Below are 17375 nucleotides of genomic sequence, written 5' to 3' on the forward strand. Positions count from 1 at the left end.
AAACCTTTGCCCGCAAGATCTACGACCCAGCGAACAAAGCGGTTATCCTTCAAAATGAATAATAAGCTCAATAACTTCCGACCTGCTGCCTATGCGAACAGGCGGACCCCAGGTTCCGAAGCCAGAGGACACAATAGCATGCAGATTGCCTTTCTTCAAATAACCCCAATCCAGTTCAAATATACGTCTAGTGATTAAATGATTAGGCATCATTTGTCCGCGATGGGTATGCCCTGACAGCATAATATCAACGCCAGCTGCCTCCGCTTTATCGAGTCGATGCGGCTGATGATCCATCAGAATCAGAGGCAGTGTTTTATCTACACTGGATAGCAATTCATCCAGCTCCTCCCTGCCGTTCGGTCCACCATGTTCAGCAGCTTTATCTTTACGTCCAATCACATAAAAGCTATCGGCAATCTTCACAGACCGATCCATCAGAACATCGATACCTATTTCGCTCATCTGCTCGGTGAATTCTTTAATGTGACCACCTATGTATTCATGGTTGCCGAGAACAGCATAGATCCCGAGCCGAGAACGCAGCTGCTTCATCACAGCCCCCATGTTGTGACGAATAAAAGGCTTGATATCATCGTCGATAATGTCACCTGGCAGCAGTATCATATCTGGATTCAAGGCGTTGATTTGATCAACCAACTTCTGGAGCTTTTTATTCCCCACAACCGATCCCAAATGAATATCAGATGCAACGGCAATCCTTAGCTTTTTAAGCTGACCTGCTGCTTTGGGAATCGACAGTTCGTAGGTACGAACGATCGGATTGCTAGCGTTCCATAAACCGCGGACCATGAGCAGCAGCACAATAATGCACAACAAACTCCCAAGAATAAGCACAGTCAGAGATGTCGGAACATTGAGCAACCACATCACGCCGGCAGCCAAGTCGATAAACGGAAGCCATATAAACGTGAAATACATCACAGCGAACCAGTAAGATCCAATCTTCTTCAACGTGCTTGATAGCGTATAAGGAAGATAACGCGCGCCCAACCGCCCAATCATATAAGAAAAAACAATCAACCAATAGCAAGTCCACCAAACCGTAAAATGCTGCATTTGAAATACATGACTCAAAAACAGCTGCGCATGCCAGCCAATATAATAATTGATTAGCGCAAATATAGATAGAAAAATAGTAATCACGACAGCAAAACGCGGGTTCATCCTCTGACACTCCTGATCGTTTCCATTAGGAAATCTAAATTCGCAAGTCTGGTTTTCTAATAGCACAGCATCTTCCAGTTAAAGCTCTATACATCAGCTTTATTTAATTATTCTAGTATTCCTTCTTAATATCAGACACTGCCCACTGCTCAAAAGGCCGCTTGTATTGGTCTGGCTTCATTTGCTTCATCACGATAGAGCGCTGCTCCATCGGTAAAGCGAGCTGTTCATAAATAAACTGATCATCAAAATCAATAGCAGCGGCATCCTGTTTCGTACAGGCATAATAGACGGCATCAGGCCGTGCCCAGTATATCGCGCCAATACACATCGGGCAAGGTTCACAACTGGTATAAATCTCACAGCCGGTTAACTGAAAGCTGCCAATATGCTTACATGCATCGCGTATGGCCTGAACCTCTGCATGAGCTGTTGGATCATTATTTAAAGTAACCAGATTGCTGCCTCTTCCGATAATTTCACCATTACGCACGACGATAGCGCCAAAGGGTCCCCCTTGACCGGTTAACACGTTCTGGAATGCAAGCTCTATCGCCTCCTGCATCCGCTGCTCCTGTTCCTTCATCAACTATGAAAACCTCCTCATTGAGTAAACCATCTTACATGCTGCGACCAATCATATTAATAATAGATCAAATCCGCATCATTTACAAAAAATTGTTGATTCCGTCCGCCCTGATTCATTGTCAGTTAGGAAGGTTAACAAAAACATATAAATCGTTTCACTCAGGAGGAAATTGACATGCCCAAATCTACCTATTACGTGACCGTCGCAACGGGGCTTATCGAACAGCAGCAAGCGATGCAGGATAAAGCCAACCTGACCCATGAATTTGCCGTGGAAGCTACCGATGAGGAAATTGCCGTACTGCGTGATTTATTGGACAAGCAAGCGACATCTGAGGAATTAACGTTCAAACGTGCGACCATCCCTTACAAAACTGCTGACCACGATCCCTCTACAGAACGATTTAATGGAGATATTCTCAACATTTATCGATACCTGTATGAAATAGGAACAGCTGAAACCAAAAGTCATATTGAAAAGATGGGCATATTGCCGCGGCTGCTAAGTCCTGACTACCATCATGCCGGATACGAGGAACAAAAGTCGAAGCAATAGCCTTAAGGATTGCTTCATAAGCAATAAGTAAGAAAGAGCCTCCATCCCCGTCAACACTTGGGGATCGAGGCTTCTTGAATGAGTGCGTGTCTTTATTGCATTTCTCCAGAAAGGTCCGCTTGCTGTTTACTTCTTGCCATACAACGGTCCAAAGTTATCGCAAGCACGGAAATCGGCACCCGTACGGTCGCTCGTGCCGAAGGCATTCCATGCGCTCGGCTGAAATAAATGTTCCTCAGCCACATTGTGCATGCTGACGGGAATACGCAGCATCGAGGCCAAAGTGATCAAATCGCTTCCGATATGTCCGTAGCTGACCGCTCCATGATTGGAGCCCCAGTTATACATGACTGAGTATACATCTTTGAAAGCACCCGTTCCGGTCAGGTTCGGCACGAACCAAGTCGTCGGCCAAGTCGGGTTGCTGCGTTGATCCAGCTTGTCGTGAACATCATCCGGGAGCTCGACCGTGTAACCTTCAGCCAGCTGCAGCACAGGTCCAAGTCCCGCAATCAAATTGATTCTGGCCATCGTTACCGGCATCCCACCCCGTGTCGTGAAGTCAGTTGAAAATCCCCCTCCACGGAAGAAGTCAACAGCCGGGCACCACTGGGTAGCCTCCAAAGACAACTGTACCTCATCCTCGGTAATATCCCAATAAGGCTTCATTGCCGGTTGACCCTCCACGCTTTGTGTGCCTGTTCCATCAAGTGCCGCAGGTCCCGAATTAATCAGATGAATAATGCCATCCTTGGTTCTTCCTTCAAGCTCCTTGCCGGTTACACGCTTCACCGCATCTGGACTCCAATACGTGCGAACATCGGCAAAAATTTGCGCTGCATTCGTGAGCAAATGACCGAACAGCATGGTAATCCCGTTCAGCGTATCATTTTCCGTTGCAAGTACATAAGGCTCCCGAATTCCATTCCAATCGAATGAGCTGGACAAAATCGCCTCCATGAAATCACCATTCGGGAAATAATCCGTCCAGGCCCGCTGACCTTGAAAGCCTGCGGCAATCGCATTGCGTCCCAGTGCTTCTTCACCATAGCCCATGTCGTCAAGCACTGGATTGCCAATCATCAGATCTCTTGCGATCAACGTCATCTTGACGACAGTTTCCCAGTCCTTATCCTTCTGCTCGCGGGTCCGTGTCAGCTCCGGCGGATTGACATCTCCACCCTCCTTACAGTTCTCCTTCGTCCATTTAAAAGCACTCTTATACTCTTCCTTATCGTAAATGCCCAGTTCCATTCGGCGCACAAACTCGGTCATATCCACATACTCATTGCGCATGCCCAGATAGTTTTGGAAAAAGCGCTCGTCTGCTATGCAGCCGGCGATCCCCATTGACACCGAACCCATCGACAAGTACGATTTGCCGCGCATCGTTGCTACAGCCAAGCCCGCTTTGGCAAATTGCAGCAGCTTCTGCTGAACATCTGGAGTCATTGTCGTATCGCCTATATCCTGCACGTCTTTGCCATAAATACTGAAGGTGGGAAGCCCTTTCTGGTTATGCGCAGCCAACGCGGCAGCCAAATAAACCGCTCCAGGGCGCTCCGTTCCATTAAACCCCCAGATAGCTTTGGGAATCGTCGGGTCTGTATCGATCGTCTCTGTCGGGTAGCACCAGGAAGGGGTGACCGTGATACTTACGCCAACACCAGCTCGTGCGAATTTCTCGGCCGTCCGTGCGGCTTCCGCTACGCCACCGATACACGTATCCGCTACAACACATTCCACTGGCAAACCATTCGAATGGCGCAAATTAGACGATAAGAATTCTGCAGCAGCATGTGCCATGTTCATCGTGACTTCCTCCAGCGACTCGCGGATACCGCCGCGCCGACCATCCACCACAGGACGAATACCAATTTTCGGCATACTGCCGTTAAAACGATTGGCTGCTTCTACATGTTTCATCAATAGGGCTCCTCTCAAGATTCCAATACTTTGATTACAGGTTGTAAAATATCACGAATTGCCTCTGTGCTATCCGCATTTTTTTCCAATCGGTGCAAGATTGTTTTTCCTGCTTTAACACCCAATTCATATGGCTTTTGATCCACATACACAATACCGGAGCGCTTGAGCAGTCTCGCTGCTTCCACCTCCCCATACGAAGCAATCGCAATATCACCGGGAATGTCACGACCTTTTTCAGTTAGCTCCAACAGTGCTCCAAACGTCATTTTGTTATTGAAGGACAATAATGCTGTAGGCGGTCTTTTCATTTGCAAAAAATACCGCACAGCCTCTCTACCGCCCAACTCCGTGAACTTACCGTCATAATCATATACGGATTCATGCTCCATGCCCGCTTCACGAAAAGCTTTCAGGCAGCCAATAAATCGATCTTGGCCCGTGCTGACTCCCATACAGCCATTAATAACGCCGATAACGGAGTGCCCTTGCTCTATCAATTGCTTTGTCAGCTCGTAGGCTCCATTCACATCATCCTCAGCAACGAGGTCAACAGCAGGTCCGGGTATATCCAAGCTTCTATCGACCAATATGAACTGAATCCCCGCTGCTGCCATACGTGCAACCAATTCCTCATTACCTCCTGCGGAGGCAAGGACTACAGCGTCAACTCTTTTCTCGGTCATCAGTTGAAGCAGCTGCGCTTCCTTCTCCGGCAGCTCATCCGAGCTGCAAAAGATCAGATGGTAGCCGTACTCCTGCACCACATCCTCCAAACCTCGGCATATCGTCATAAAAAATGGGTTCGATATGTCCGGCAGCACCACGCCAATCGTAAAGCTTTTATCCTGCTTCAGGCTTCTCGCAATAGCGTTAGGCTGATAATGCAGCTTGCTGACTGCCAGCATCACTCGATCCTTGACCTCATCGCTGACATAGCCGCTGCTATTCAGTACCCGCGATATGGTGGCTGTAGATACCCCTGCCTCTGCGGCTACTTGCTTGATCGTGGCCTTCGCCATAAATGCCCTCCTAGAAGAATTTCTAAAGTAAACCACCTGTAAACGTTTACGTAATCGATTACATATAACTATAATTAATTTCTAAAAGCTGGTCAAGTGCTGATTATTATATTTCAATTTATCAATCCATGAAGATGCACTCAAAAAAAAGAGGCCTCAGAGACCTCAATTTAATACAACTATTACAGCATTTTATAGAAAGACGGATACAGGGACAGGGTTCAAGCCTGTGAACCGTGATTAGTGCTGAGCTTTTATTTGGCGACGGCCGTCCTTCAGCTTTTCCTGAAGTCTGCCCAGGAATATATCTGCCAATATAGCCAGGATAGCCGCAGGAATAGCTCCTGCATAAATTTTCAAATGGTTACGAAGATTAAGCCCGGAATAGATTTCCCTTCCAAGACCATCCCCGCCGAATAAAGGAGCAAGAGTCGCCACACCGATCGCTATAACAGCAGCCACACGGAGACCGGCCATCAGAAACGGTAGTGAAAGCGGGAGCTGAACCTTCATTAGCAGCTGCCAAGGACTCATACCCAATCCCTTGCCAGCTTCGCTAATACCCGCATCCACTTCTTTCAAACCTACGTACGTATTCCGAATGATCGGAAGCAGCGAATAAAAGAACAAACCAACGACAATCGTTTTAAAGCCCAATCCAAGAAACATCATCAATAAAGCTAACAAGGCTAGACTCGGCATGACTTGAATAACATTGGCTGACGCTAATATGATAGTTGCCAGCTTTTCATTGCGTGCACAGATAACGCCCAATGGAATACCGACAATCATAGCAAGACCCAAGCCGCAGATCACCATCATGATATGACCCCAGGTCAAGCTTAGAAGAAGAGTCGCATTCTCCTGCATGTACTGAAGAAGCTCTATGATCCCATTCCCATTTTGATTCATGTTCTCACATCCTCAACTTATTTCAGCAATCCAATTTTTTTCAAGAATTCAACAGCGACCTCTTGGGGCTTCCGTTTATTGACATCAACCTCATAGTTTAAGGCAGTCATCGTTTGGGCATCAATTCTTCCTGCTAAGGAAGTTATGACATCATTCAATTCGGGAAGCTGCTTTAAGATATCGTTTCTAACGACTGGTGACGCATCATATGGAGGGAAAAATTGTTTGTCATCCTTTAATGCCTGCAGATTAAACTGCTTGATTCCAGGATCGGTCGTGTAGGCAAGTACAACATCCACTTTTTTATCGGCAACCGCTTGGTAAACTAAAGATATTTCCATAGGGAATTTTTCTCCGAAGTCAAAGCCGTAAAACTTGGTAAACGCTCGGTAACCATCATTATCTCTTTCAAGCCATGTCGTATCCACGCCGAGTTTCATCGTTTTAGAAAGTTCTTTCAAATCGGATACATCGGTGAGCTTGTATTGATCAGCAAGTTCCTTCCTTACGGTGAAGGCATACGTATTTTCAAAGCCATAAGGCTCAAACCATTTGAAATCAAACGTTTTGTCGAATCCTTCCTGAGCTTGCTTTAATACCTCTTGGCGGTCCTTCGTATCTTTGACATCAAAATGTCCGTTAAAAATTTCCCCTGTATACAGAGTAGCCATTTGAATATCGTTGTTTTTCATAGCTTTAATGACAATGGGGCTTGCAGCAAGATCAGGTACAATTTTCACTTTCACCTTCGTACTTTGTTCAATTAGCGCTTTATACATTTCTGCTAAAATTTTGGGCTCGGTATAAGTTTGAGTGCCGATATTGATTGATGTTGGCACCGCACCTGCTTTACCGCTCCCACCTTTATCACTGCATGCTGACAATATCATCGATCCCAACAACGCGACACTTACTGCAAATAATAACTTTTTTTTCTTCATAATTCCTCCAACATATCATTAATTTTAATTAGTAACTCATTCAAACCGTAGATGTGTTAATTGACGATTTGGCTTTACGGAAAACCCGTTTTTCAATACTGCCCAGAATTCGATCGGCCAGCAAGGCCAGAATAATAGCGGAAACAGCACCCGAAATAATAAGCTCTTCCTTATTGACACCGATACCAGAGACGATGAGTTCTCCCAGTCCACCTGCTCCTATTAATGCTGCTAACGTGGTCCAGCTAATAATATAGACCGTTGTCATCCTTAGACCAGACATGATGTAAGGGAAAGCTAAAGGCAGCTGAATAAGCAGCAACCGCTGGATCGAACTGTATCCCATGCCCCGGGCCGATTCCACAATCGAATGATCGACAGAATGAAAACCTGCATACGTATTTCGAAGAATAGGCAGTAAGGAATATAGAAATAAGGCGAATATGGCTGGTTTCACACCGATCCCCAGTAGTGGAATCATAATAGCCAACAGAGCCAGACTTGGAATGGTCTGAAAAACATTCGTGATTGTAAAAATGAAGGTATGAAGCCATTTGATCTGATTCTTTGCCAGAAACATACCTAATGGAACGGCTACCACGGTGCCCAGAACGATAGAAACTGCAGAAATAGTCAAATGGTCACGCGTAGCAATTAAAATATCGGGGTATCTTTCCTGCAAAAATTGAAGGTATTTCGTGAAAAAATTAGATTGCAGCATGGGCATCGCCCCCAATGATTTCAGAAGAATACATATCCGCCATAAGACTAACAACGGACCCTCTCGTGATAAGTCCAACGAACTGATAGTCATCTCGTACAACTGCCAAATTGGATAATTGATGTTCGGTCATCATGTTTAAGGCAACAGAGAGCGAAGTCCCTGTCAGCACGACGTGCTCCACCGGCTTCATAACATCGGCTACGGTTTTGCTTTCTTCCCCATATTGATCAAGGACACGATAGATCGAGACGGAACCCTGTAGTTTGTTGTTTTTGTCTACAATCAATAAAGAATCTACACGTCGCTTCTCCATTATTTTCATTGCTGCTGCCAAACCTCTCGAAGGAAAAGCAGTAGCTGGATTATCTACTATGACCTCATCGACCGTCGGAGCTTCCAAAACATTTTGCGATTGCAATCTTTTTTGGCCAATAAAGCTTTTCACAAAATCGTTGGCGGGATGGCGCAAAATATGCTCCGGATGACCGGTTTGAACAATTTCACCATCCTTCATCAAAATTATCGTGTCAGCAATTTTGATCGCCTCGTCCATATCATGCGTGACGAATACGATCGTCTTTTTGATCTCCTGCTGCAAACGAACCAATTCATCCTGCAGCTGTTCACGACTGATCGGATCAAGTGCACTAAAGGGTTCATCCATGAGGATTACGGCTGGGTTTGCGGCTAAAGCTCGTATCACACCAATCCGCTGCTGTTGTCCACCACTCAATTCCGACGGATAGCGGTTCCGATAGATTTCAGGATTTAAACCAACAAGCTTAAGGAGCTCTTCGACCCTAGCCTCGATTTTTGGTTTATCCCACTTCAGAAGACGAGGGACAACACCTACGTTTTGAGCAATCGTCATATGCGGGAATAAACCAATATTTTGAATGACATAACCGATCTTTCTTCTAAGCTCCATGGGATTCAATGTGGAAATATCGTTCTGGCGAATCTTGATTTCACCTGAGGATGGGTTAATTAATCGATTAATTAATTTCATCGTGGTTGTTTTCCCACAGCCGCTCGGGCCAATCAGTACCGTAATCTCGCCTTCCTTAATCTCCAGATTGATATCCTTTAACACCTTATGACCATCATCATAAACCTTGTTTACTCCTTTAAATTGAATCATACAGGTAACCACCTTTTCTATATTGGGCTCTAAACTCAAAATGGAAAAACGGTTTGTAAGGTAATCCCTCCCATTCAATCCTTAATTGTTGGCGCAGCAGTAAAAGGCTACTTGGCACTAAGCAGTAGTCTCTGTACATTTGTCTTATTTGGAAACAAAAAGGAAAAGTAGAAGTAGCAATAAATGTACGTAATGGGAAGCACCGTTCCAATAAGATATTCATACTATACCAAACAGATGATCAACTGACAACCTTGTTATTGATTTAAAGTTGTTTGTTGAACAGGAAAATCAATCTACGATAACGAAAAAGAAGACTGTTCAATGGCATACAAAGCCACTTAACAGTCCTCAGAAAAACACCTATTTATTCTTCCAAAATGGAAGTATTGAGAAAATGCTCGGTTCTTTCTTGAACTTGTCCATCCCCCACGACAACAAGAACATCGTTTTCTCTTAGAATAACATGGGGGCCCGGTGAAATAGACACTTGTGTCCCCCTACGCAGTGCTACAATGGTTGCCCCTGTATTTTGCCAAAATTGAAGATTAGCAATGGTCTTACCGACAACATGAGAAATATCTGTCACCTTTATTTCCACTGGATGATAGGGTTTCAAATTTTGCAGTCGATCTGATGCATTGATAATCCCCGTAAGCAGCACCTCAAACTTGCTATCGATCTCTTTTTTATGAACTAATAACAGCTGCAATTCCTGTTTGAGCGAATATACCGATTTCAGGTAGTTATTCCTGGTTATATAGTCAAAAGCGTTTAGATCCGATACAATAACGATCTCTTTTCCCTGTGAAACGAAAACGATGTTCTCATCCTTCAGCAGACCGATTGCTTTACGAATCGTTTCAGGGGAGACCTGATATTGACTTGCCAATAAGGAGCGACCGGAAATTTTACTTTGGACGGGAAACTCCCCACTAACAATTCTTTGGGCAATATCGAGCGCTATTGACTTATAACCTGTGACCTCTTGCATCTTCCCCGCCCTTTCTTCGCGCATGCCCTTGTTTACCAAAGGAATCATGCACACAACATACTACTCTCCTTGATATAATAAGGTAAACGCAAAGCTCTATGCAACATGTCTTATTCCCATTAACGGATGCAGTCATGGATGTCTGAAATCCATCATTGAAACGGAATACAGAGAAGCCTATAAGCTCCTCTGTATGCATCCCCTATTTGGAAAGCTCGCCGAACCGTGAAATGACTGCAAGAGCTGGATCTACCGGAACATCGGCCCGCTGTACATTAGCCGGGATAAAGATGGAAGGTGTTTGGCGGACAGATCTGCCTGCGAATTGAGGCAGCCAAGCCCGCTGCGCTTCAAGCATTTCCGAAACCATCTCTCGTGTTTCTTTCAGCGTAAGCACAGCCGATGTCAGCGGATCCAACGCACAAGCCTGAACGAGCGTTTCCGGGTCGCCAGATTTGGCAGCCATCACCGCTAACCTTTGGACGTTAATATTCGTTAGGTTTAATGCTGCACATTGTGGCGGCAGGTCGCCAACAACGACACGGTTTAAGCCGTTGCGGTCAGCAAATATGGGACCCTCGGCACAGCAGTCGGCAGGCAGATTCGTGATCATTCCATTATTTCGTAAATTTCCATTGAATTTAAACGCCTTTCCAGTCTCCAGAGCTTCAATGATATAAGCGCAGTATTCCACGCTCCGTGGCGGAAGACTGTAGGATTCACCTGCTAATATGTCCTGCTCGCCATATTTGCTGTATACATATTTGCACCAATTGTAATAGGCACCGGATTCACCACCGAATGCGGGTTCATCGCAGTAAAGCTCCAGCGCTTTCGCATTTTTACGGAACCAAGGCACGTATTCGGATAGATGACCCGTCGATTCGGTCATAAAATAATTAAAATGACGGAACACCTCGCCTCTCACTTTCTCATTCACATAATACTCGGGCTGCTCAAAGCGCTCCCTCAGGATTGGATACAAATCGTTGCCACGGTGTTCAATTTTAGTAAACCAGCCCATGTGATTAATGCCAGCACATAAGAAATCAATCTCATCCTTAGGCACACCCACATAACCGGATATTAAATCCAAAGTCGTCTGTACGCCATGGCACAGCCCCACGAACTTGACCTTAGTTTCGCCCAGCGCCCAGCATACCATCGCCATCGGGTTCACGTAATTCAACAGTGTAGCCTGTGGACACAGCTCCTCCATCTCGCGTGCGATTTCGAGTATGACGGGTATGCTGCGCATGGCTCGGAATATGCCTCCTGGCCCCAGCGTATCCCCGATACATTGATCTACACCGTATCGCAGAGGAATCGTATAATCGGTTTCGTACACATTCAATCCGCCAATTTGAAACGAGCTTATCACGTAATTGGCACCAGCGAGCGCTTCACGCCGATCTGTCGTCACGACAATTTTTGATTTCAAGCCATTTTCCTTGATTACACGATTTGCGAACGCTTCCACTTGTGACGTTTTGCCGGTAGATGGCGCCATCAAATAAAAGGTCGTTTCCTCCAAGGCTTCTGTCGCCATCATATCCAGAATCAATGTTTTACAAAAAACAATACTTCCCGCACCAATGATTGCGATTTTTCTCATACGGATTTCCTCCCCAACGGTTTTACGATTTAGTATTATCACCAATTGAAACTGCCCGGCTTGCTTTCAAATCCAGCCTGTGCCTGGATATTCAACTGATGCGGCGTCATGCTATGCGGATTGAAAGGCTGCCCTTGTACATCCTGAAACTCAGCCAGGGACACACTCGTAATGCCACGCGGCATCAAATCGATTGTTAAAAGATAATCATTATTGAGACGCAGTGTAACGCCTTTCCAGACAAAATCATTGCCGTTGTCAATCATCATATTCGTCGAAGAAAACGTAAGTGCCGCCAGCAAATCTGTGCTGTCCGTGCTTCGCGGGTTAGGTAATAAGCTGCAAGCGTTCAGCTCCAGCAGCAAGAGCAGAAGGACAAGAACGAAACCCATCCATCTCACCGCAGGTTGAAAGCTGCTCCGCATACCCGATTCCTTCGAGGACAACCGAAAATAGTATGAAGCTGATCGATATGCAGTTCTATGATTACTCATAAGCTTCTCCCTCCCTGCGGTTCTCATCATTTCTTATTTCTTATAGGTCAGGCTTGCGTCAAACCACCATTCAGGTGTCTGTGGATGGCTGCCGTGAACCTCAATAGCTAGCGTGTTCAAGCCTTTCACCAACACATTCCTTTGATTCGTGAGTGGATAGTCTTCAAATAACCCACCCTGATGGGGAATAGCTACTGAACGGTAATCGACCAAGCCCTCCCGTATGGAATCACGGGCAATTTCGATCCCGTTGAGATAGGCGATGAAGCCATCCTCAAAAGCTACTCGCAGCATCCATTCTTTCATCTCCGCAGGGTCTTCATCCACAACGAATGATTTACGGAAATAGTAAGCAGGCGATTGTTCTTGGGCTGGAAGCGTCGTTGCGATACTGCGTCGGGACACGCTTTCCCGTGAACGTCCGAAAGGAGCTCTAGCCCAGCCCCAATCTGTGTCGGGATATGCGGCACTGCGCCAGTCTTCTCGCGGCAGCGGGCTCTGGGCGACGAGCGGCTGCTCGCCGGTCAGGTCCAGCCCCTGCGGGAGTACGGTGCGCACGTCGGGGCCGCCGGCGTGGTACTTCCACATCGCGCCGATACTAATCGCCGCGCGCTCTTGCACAGCAGCCGATTGGCGCAGCCCGGCTGCATCCAGTGCTAGCCGGTCCGCTGCGCGACCGGCGCTGCCCGCAGCCGCCGCTTCCAGCCGGCTGCCCCGGCCCTGGACCATGAGCAGCCCGCCTGCGGGGCTGCTCATGGTCCATTCCGCCCACCCCGGGTGGGCGGAGGTGCTGCTGTAACCGGCCTGCGGCCGTTCGGTTACAGCAGCCTCCGGCGCGTAAGCCTTCGCGCCGATCAACACCAGCTCGGCGCCGCTATCCGCGAGCCCGCGCCAAACCTCGGGCTGCTGCGGCTCCTTGTTCATGAGCACGAGCCGGTGCAGCCGCGGATTCTGCTCCGCCGTCCGCTTCAGCCATGCGAGCTGCACGGCTGGCTCCGCTTCCAGCCGCTCCGCGTTCAGAAACCAAAACCGCGCCTCGCCAAAATCAACGAAATAAGCAGACCTTCCATAGCCTGTCAGCTGATCCTCAGGTATATGGGTGAAACGAACAGCCATATTGGCCTCTGTTGCCGACCCGTCCCACACCGGGAAGAACACCCTTGGAGCTGGAACAGCCCCGGAGCGCTCCACCTTTCCAGCTAGCGCTGCAGGTCCGGCAAAAAACAAAACATCGCTATTTTGCTTCATTTGTTCGCTTAGCGTATCTACATAGGCAATACCTTCATCCTCCAGATAGGCCATCGTCCAAACAGAGCTTTCTGCAGATGGAGCCGATTCAAATCGGCCAGCCACAGGTGGTATTGACCACAGCAAGGTACCGAGCAAAGTGACAAACAATAACAGACACAGCAAAGTGATCAGATAGCCGCCTTTTCTATTCATCTTATCTGTAATACGTTCTTCACGGCTCTTCATGTCCACCATCTCCTGTCCTGCTCACTTTCCTATTTCATATGTAATTTTCTCCTATAAACAGGATACCATTATGTACATGGATTCCACGAGGGTACATCGGAATCCTATCATCCAATTAAGTCGGCCAACCATATATTTTGTGATACACGGGCGGCCACAGCAGCACGAGCAGAATCATCATCCCGATCGTAAAGAACAGAGTCCAGAACCGCAAACGCAGCTCAAACCACTTCAGTGTAACGAATAATAGAATCCAGCTTCCCAGCCAAACAGCGAGCGCCGTTATTTCCTTGCCGCCATAGGGACCTATGCGCAGCCCACCCGGCAGCCAAGAGCTTAGCCGTATTAGAAACAAATTAGCTGTGGCAGGATCAGCAGCACTCCACCAGTGTGCTGCCGTTAATGCTGCCATACCGAGTAAAGCCGCCAGCATACCCGCAACGACCTCACCGGAACGGGGCGAGGTGGCGCCTCCATTTGTCACCATAGTATCAAGGTCTCCTTCGTCGTGTACAGTTTCTATTCCAATTTCATTCCCAGCTTCAAGACCGGATTCATCCTGCCATCCATCTCTTGCTGCATGCATTAGGGTACCTTCTAATGGATTCAATTCTTTTTCCTCTGGGGTTCATCCTATGCTTGTCCTCTATCAGACACCCTTCCACTTAGACAATACCAAGCCAAATACAAATCCGATCAGTAAGCAAAGCCACATCATCGACAGCAGTACACCGACCGCATAGCGTATTTCCTGCCTTCCGTCTCCGCTAGAAGCAAATCTCCTCAAGAACACAGCGGCTGTGATTCCGCAAGGGATCGTCAGCAAGGAGACAAATTCCTTATATTCCATAACCACCCAATGACCGAATGGTAGATGCAGCTTGAACCACTCGGAAGCACCTTCCGGAGACTGATAGCCGATATACAGCCAATTCCCGATTATGACAGTCAGCAGAACCAGGATATTCGTCACCAGCAGCCGCAATTCCAGCTTCAATCTTGCACCTTGTACGCCACGAACGTACATGTAGTAGGCATGCCACGTATAGGTTGCGACCAGAAGAGTCATGGAAGCTCCTACCCCATGTAATATGCCTGCCATCCGATTAGCACTCGGTCCGCCAAATGCGTTGGCAAGCGGGATAAGAAGAAACAGGATAATGGCAATAAACCCTTGCGCAACCGCCAAATCCCGGAACTGTGGACCTATCTTCATGCTTCACCGCTTCCTATCGCTCAACTATGAACGAATCAATTTCATTTTGTTGTAAATCATATACTTTAAAGGTTGCTTTACTGCCATCCACATCGACAATCATATAATGATAGCTTGCTTTCGGGCCTACAACGACCTGCTTGGTTTCCTTGCCTCCATTATATAAGGGCGCACCTGCTCCACCTATCGTCAGCTGATATATCGAATTCACAAAATGATAACCGCTGCCATCAAAGCTTGCGTCCACTTTTCTACGGTTATAGTTATGTTCGTGCCCCACAAGTACAGCAGTTACCTTATATTTGTCCAAAAGCGACCAAAGTGCATCACGGTCAGCAGGCTCAGCATCCAATGAGCTGCCCAAATGGGCTCCAATTGGATAGGCCGGTACATGAAATTGCACAAATATGTGTTTGCTGCCACTGGTTTTCAGCTGATTTTCCAGCCATGTCCGCTGTTGTTCATCTATCACATAGTGATCTGCGGCATTTTTACGATCCGAGTTTAATGTTATAAATCGTGCATTTCCATAGTCAAATGCATATACGGTTTTTTGATAGCCTGGCAGCTGCTCCTTAGGCAGCATGGGAAAGGCTTCTGTAAATATTTTTTCATCGTGCTCATGATTGCCAAGTGCTGGATAGACGGAGGTCATGGGAAAGTAATCATCCACCAATCGCGTCCATGCCCCCAGTTGTTTGCCAACATCAGAGCCTCCAACGACCTGATCTCCAGTAAACATCAGAAATTCGGGCATCGGCTTTAAACCTTTAATTTTATCTAAAAGGCTCCGCAGGGTGACCTCATTAATACCGTTGGACGATCCGCGGCTGTCTCCCATCACAACAAATCTAAATGGTTTGGTTGTTGTCTCAGGGTTAGTGCCTGAATTAACACCATCTGCTGGACGGGCTGTCACTCCCGAATTTTCATGATGAGGTGTTTGATTGTTGGAGGTCGGCGATCCGAACGAGCATCCTGCCAATAGGATCAATCCCGCTAACAGCCATACAAATCTCAGATCTGTAACCCAGATTCTACGAGGTTTCATGTGCATGAGCCTCCACTTCCTTTCTTTGTCTAACCAAAAGGGTCAGAACTGCTGAATGCAGCATTAACGGACGTTTAAGTCCCTTTTATACTAACATATTTTTTCGTACCCTACCAAGAACAAGACTCTGCAGAACGGAATTATTCAACCCAATATTTTCCATATTCAGCAAATATTCAGCCAACATTCATTCTACGTTCAAATTAGTTTGCTAACCTGAATAAAACACAACAATTCAAAGTCTGAAACTGCCCTCCAGTTGTAAAAGATTTGTAAAATGCGATAAATCCGCGATTTTATTCATGCAACCTGACTTCAAATGGGTAATAACAATTAACGAAGACCCCTTAGAGATAGAGAGCCGTACATTTGGATAGTATTGATGAAATCAGAAAGGTGGAAAATGATATGAAACGCATTTTAAAAGCATGTATCCCATTTACTTTGTTACTGTCGCTTATCATCCCCATGCAAGCTGTTCCCGCAACTGCAGCAGAGCCTGCTGCCAATGAAGACTGGACCCGTTTCCCTTTGATCGCTCATGCCCTTGGCGGCATTGATGGAGTCGATTATACGAATAGCCTTGAGGCTTTCCAAACGAATTACGATAAAGGGCAGCGGCTTTTCGAGGTTGATTTCTCCATTACCAAAGACGGTCTGTTGGCCGCGCGTCATGATTGGATGGGCTATCTGGCTACCAAATTCGAACAAGATATACCTGCAGAAAAGCTGGAGGAGCCGCTAACGCTGAAGGAGTTCAAGAGCTATAAAATTCTTGAAAACTATACGCCGCTTTCTTTTGCCGATGTTGCCCGCTTAAGTAAAAAATATCCGGATGTTTACTTTATTACTGACACCAAGGAAACCGATCCCGAGCTGGTTAAGCAGCAGTTCACCCTTATACGTGATACGATAAATCGAATTGACCCAACCTTAATTGACCGTTTTATTCCCGAAATCTATTCTCCGGAAATGTTGGATACGGTTCGGGAGATTATCCCTTTCAAGCATGTCATTTTCTCACTCTATTTGACTTCTATGGAGCCAGCAGAAGTTGTACAATTTGTAAAAGAACATGATGTCCACGTAGTAGCAATGCCTGAGGAAAGAGCTACAAAGTCCTTTATCAAGGATTTGAGTGATGTCGATGTGGTCACCTACGTCCATTCCTTGAATAAGGTGAAGGATGTGAAAAAATTGATGAGAATAGGTGTGCATGGTGTCTACACGGATTTTCTTAGCTATAAGGATCTTGGAATTGATGAAGCACCCTTGCTTGCGGCTGGTCAGCCCGATGCAGAGAAATCCACTGTAAATACTACGCAGCTAGACAATTCGGTTTCAATAGCATCAGCCGACACGGTCCTTACAGAACAGAGCACAGCTCCTGCTACAACTACGTGGGAAAAGATAAAGCTGCTGTTAGGTAAGCTGTTTAATAGCTAAACAAAATCTGTTTACGGTCACCCGAATAGACAACACCAAATAATCCCAACGCCGAGTGGCGAAGGGATTATTTGGTGTTGCAGCC

At 46.5% G+C, this 17375-nt stretch carries 17 protein-coding genes; 2 read left to right on the forward strand and 15 right to left on the reverse strand.

The genetic code is table 11. The features are described 5' to 3' along the window. Positions 1-42: 42 nt before the first annotated feature. Entirely contained in the window at positions 43-1188 is a 1146-nt protein-coding gene (locus tag BM210_RS14180; RefSeq protein WP_091169177.1) for a metallophosphoesterase, read from the reverse strand. A 112-nt stretch (positions 1189-1300) separates the two neighbouring features. After that, the gene (locus tag BM210_RS14185) at positions 1301-1774 is read right to left on the reverse strand and encodes a nucleoside deaminase (RefSeq protein ID WP_091169179.1); all 474 of its coding nucleotides are present in this window, start codon (positions 1772-1774) and stop codon (positions 1301-1303) included. A gap of 177 nt (positions 1775-1951) precedes the next feature. On the opposite strand from BM210_RS14185, the gene BM210_RS14190 reads away from it, so the two are divergent. Continuing rightward, a complete protein-coding gene (locus BM210_RS14190; protein WP_091169181.1) occupies positions 1952-2332 on the forward strand; it encodes a hypothetical protein in 381 nt (126 codons plus the stop codon). A 126-nt stretch (positions 2333-2458) separates the two neighbouring features. Here BM210_RS14190 and BM210_RS14195 read toward each other — a convergent pair whose 3' ends face one another. The 13 genes from BM210_RS14195 to BM210_RS14255 form a co-directional block, all read right to left on the reverse strand. Beyond that, entirely contained in the window at positions 2459-4258 is a 1800-nt protein-coding gene (locus tag BM210_RS14195; RefSeq protein WP_091169184.1) for an L-fucose isomerase, read from the reverse strand. A 14-nt stretch (positions 4259-4272) separates the two neighbouring features. After that, positions 4273-5280, reverse strand: coding sequence for a LacI family DNA-binding transcriptional regulator (locus BM210_RS14200; protein WP_091169187.1), 1008 nt, complete (start codon positions 5278-5280; stop codon positions 4273-4275). 240 nt (positions 5281-5520) lie between these two features. After that, positions 5521-6192: an ABC transporter permease gene (locus BM210_RS14205; RefSeq protein ID WP_177237809.1), complete on the reverse strand. Its 672-nt coding sequence runs from the start codon at positions 6190-6192 to the stop codon at positions 5521-5523. 17 nt (positions 6193-6209) lie between these two features. After that, the gene (locus BM210_RS14210; protein WP_091169188.1) at positions 6210-7133 is read right to left on the reverse strand and encodes a glycine betaine ABC transporter substrate-binding protein; all 924 of its coding nucleotides are present in this window, start codon (positions 7131-7133) and stop codon (positions 6210-6212) included. Between the two features lie 40 nt (positions 7134-7173). Next, the gene (locus BM210_RS14215; RefSeq protein WP_091169191.1) at positions 7174-7854 is read right to left on the reverse strand and encodes an ABC transporter permease; all 681 of its coding nucleotides are present in this window, start codon (positions 7852-7854) and stop codon (positions 7174-7176) included. Beyond that, positions 7841-8998, reverse strand: a complete 1158-nt coding sequence (locus BM210_RS14220; protein WP_091169193.1) for an ABC transporter ATP-binding protein — start codon at positions 8996-8998, stop codon at positions 7841-7843. The genes BM210_RS14215 and BM210_RS14220 overlap by 14 nt, the downstream gene beginning before the upstream one ends. Before the next feature lie 367 nt (positions 8999-9365). Continuing rightward, positions 9366-9992, reverse strand: coding sequence for a TrkA C-terminal domain-containing protein (locus BM210_RS14225; protein WP_091169424.1), 627 nt, complete (start codon positions 9990-9992; stop codon positions 9366-9368). A gap of 202 nt (positions 9993-10194) precedes the next feature. Next, complete coding sequence (melA, locus tag BM210_RS14230) at positions 10195-11607, reverse strand: alpha-galactosidase (protein WP_091169196.1); 1413 nt, start codon at positions 11605-11607, stop codon at positions 10195-10197. Positions 11608-11645: 38 nt separating this feature from the next. Next, entirely contained in the window at positions 11646-12101 is a 456-nt protein-coding gene (locus tag BM210_RS14235; RefSeq protein ID WP_091169199.1) for a hypothetical protein, read from the reverse strand. Positions 12102-12134: 33 nt separating this feature from the next. After that, positions 12135-13577 carry a hypothetical protein gene (locus tag BM210_RS14240; RefSeq protein WP_091169201.1) on the reverse strand — a complete coding sequence of 481 codons (1443 nt, stop codon included), beginning with the start codon at positions 13575-13577 and terminating at the stop codon, positions 12135-12137. A 115-nt stretch (positions 13578-13692) separates the two neighbouring features. Further along, positions 13693-14163: a hypothetical protein gene (locus tag BM210_RS14245; protein WP_256223598.1), complete on the reverse strand. Its 471-nt coding sequence runs from the start codon at positions 14161-14163 to the stop codon at positions 13693-13695. Positions 14164-14226: 63 nt separating this feature from the next. Further along, a complete protein-coding gene (locus BM210_RS14250) occupies positions 14227-14793 on the reverse strand; it encodes a hypothetical protein (RefSeq protein ID WP_256223599.1) in 567 nt (188 codons plus the stop codon). A gap of 13 nt (positions 14794-14806) precedes the next feature. Further along, a complete protein-coding gene (locus BM210_RS14255) occupies positions 14807-15844 on the reverse strand; it encodes a metallophosphoesterase family protein (RefSeq protein WP_091169203.1) in 1038 nt (345 codons plus the stop codon). A 408-nt stretch (positions 15845-16252) separates the two neighbouring features. Between BM210_RS14255 and BM210_RS14260 the strand changes: the two genes are divergently transcribed. Next, positions 16253-17290 carry a phosphatidylinositol-specific phospholipase C/glycerophosphodiester phosphodiesterase family protein gene (locus BM210_RS14260; protein ID WP_091169206.1) on the forward strand — a complete coding sequence of 346 codons (1038 nt, stop codon included), beginning with the start codon at positions 16253-16255 and terminating at the stop codon, positions 17288-17290. Positions 17291-17375: the final 85 nt, after the last annotated feature.

Origin of the sequence: Paenibacillus sp. 1_12, from assembly GCF_900114475.1 — a bacterium.
Classification (GTDB): domain Bacteria; phylum Bacillota; class Bacilli; order Paenibacillales; family NBRC-103111; genus Paenibacillus_S.

Excerpts from the sequence above, each read along its gene's own strand:
- BM210_RS14180 (WP_091169177.1), bottom strand. The coding sequence starts at position 1,188 with ATGAACCCGCGTTTTGCTGTCGTGATTACTATTTTTCTATCTATATTT.
- BM210_RS14185 (WP_091169179.1), bottom strand. The coding sequence starts at position 1,774 with ATGAAGGAACAGGAGCAGCGGATGCAGGAGGCGATAGAGCTTGCATTC.
- BM210_RS14190 (WP_091169181.1), top strand. The coding sequence starts at position 1,952 with ATGCCCAAATCTACCTATTACGTGACCGTCGCAACGGGGCTTATCGAA.
- BM210_RS14195 (WP_091169184.1), bottom strand. The coding sequence starts at position 4,258 with ATGAAACATGTAGAAGCAGCCAATCGTTTTAACGGCAGTATGCCGAAA.
- BM210_RS14200 (WP_091169187.1), bottom strand. The coding sequence starts at position 5,280 with ATGGCGAAGGCCACGATCAAGCAAGTAGCCGCAGAGGCAGGGGTATCT.
- BM210_RS14205 (WP_177237809.1), bottom strand. The coding sequence starts at position 6,192 with ATGAATCAAAATGGGAATGGGATCATAGAGCTTCTTCAGTACATGCAG.
- BM210_RS14210 (WP_091169188.1), bottom strand. The coding sequence starts at position 7,133 with ATGAAGAAAAAAAAGTTATTATTTGCAGTAAGTGTCGCGTTGTTGGGA.
- BM210_RS14215 (WP_091169191.1), bottom strand. The coding sequence starts at position 7,854 with ATGCTGCAATCTAATTTTTTCACGAAATACCTTCAATTTTTGCAGGAA.
- BM210_RS14220 (WP_091169193.1), bottom strand. The coding sequence starts at position 8,998 with ATGATTCAATTTAAAGGAGTAAACAAGGTTTATGATGATGGTCATAAG.
- BM210_RS14225 (WP_091169424.1), bottom strand. The coding sequence starts at position 9,992 with ATGCAAGAGGTCACAGGTTATAAGTCAATAGCGCTCGATATTGCCCAA.
- melA (WP_091169196.1), bottom strand. The coding sequence starts at position 11,607 with ATGAGAAAAATCGCAATCATTGGTGCGGGAAGTATTGTTTTTTGTAAA.
- BM210_RS14235 (WP_091169199.1), bottom strand. The coding sequence starts at position 12,101 with ATGAGTAATCATAGAACTGCATATCGATCAGCTTCATACTATTTTCGG.
- BM210_RS14240 (WP_091169201.1), bottom strand. The coding sequence starts at position 13,577 with ATGAAGAGCCGTGAAGAACGTATTACAGATAAGATGAATAGAAAAGGC.
- BM210_RS14245 (WP_256223598.1), bottom strand. The coding sequence starts at position 14,163 with ATGCATGCAGCAAGAGATGGATGGCAGGATGAATCCGGTCTTGAAGCT.
- BM210_RS14250 (WP_256223599.1), bottom strand. The coding sequence starts at position 14,793 with ATGAAGATAGGTCCACAGTTCCGGGATTTGGCGGTTGCGCAAGGGTTT.
- BM210_RS14255 (WP_091169203.1), bottom strand. The coding sequence starts at position 15,844 with ATGAAACCTCGTAGAATCTGGGTTACAGATCTGAGATTTGTATGGCTG.
- BM210_RS14260 (WP_091169206.1), top strand. The coding sequence starts at position 16,253 with ATGAAACGCATTTTAAAAGCATGTATCCCATTTACTTTGTTACTGTCG.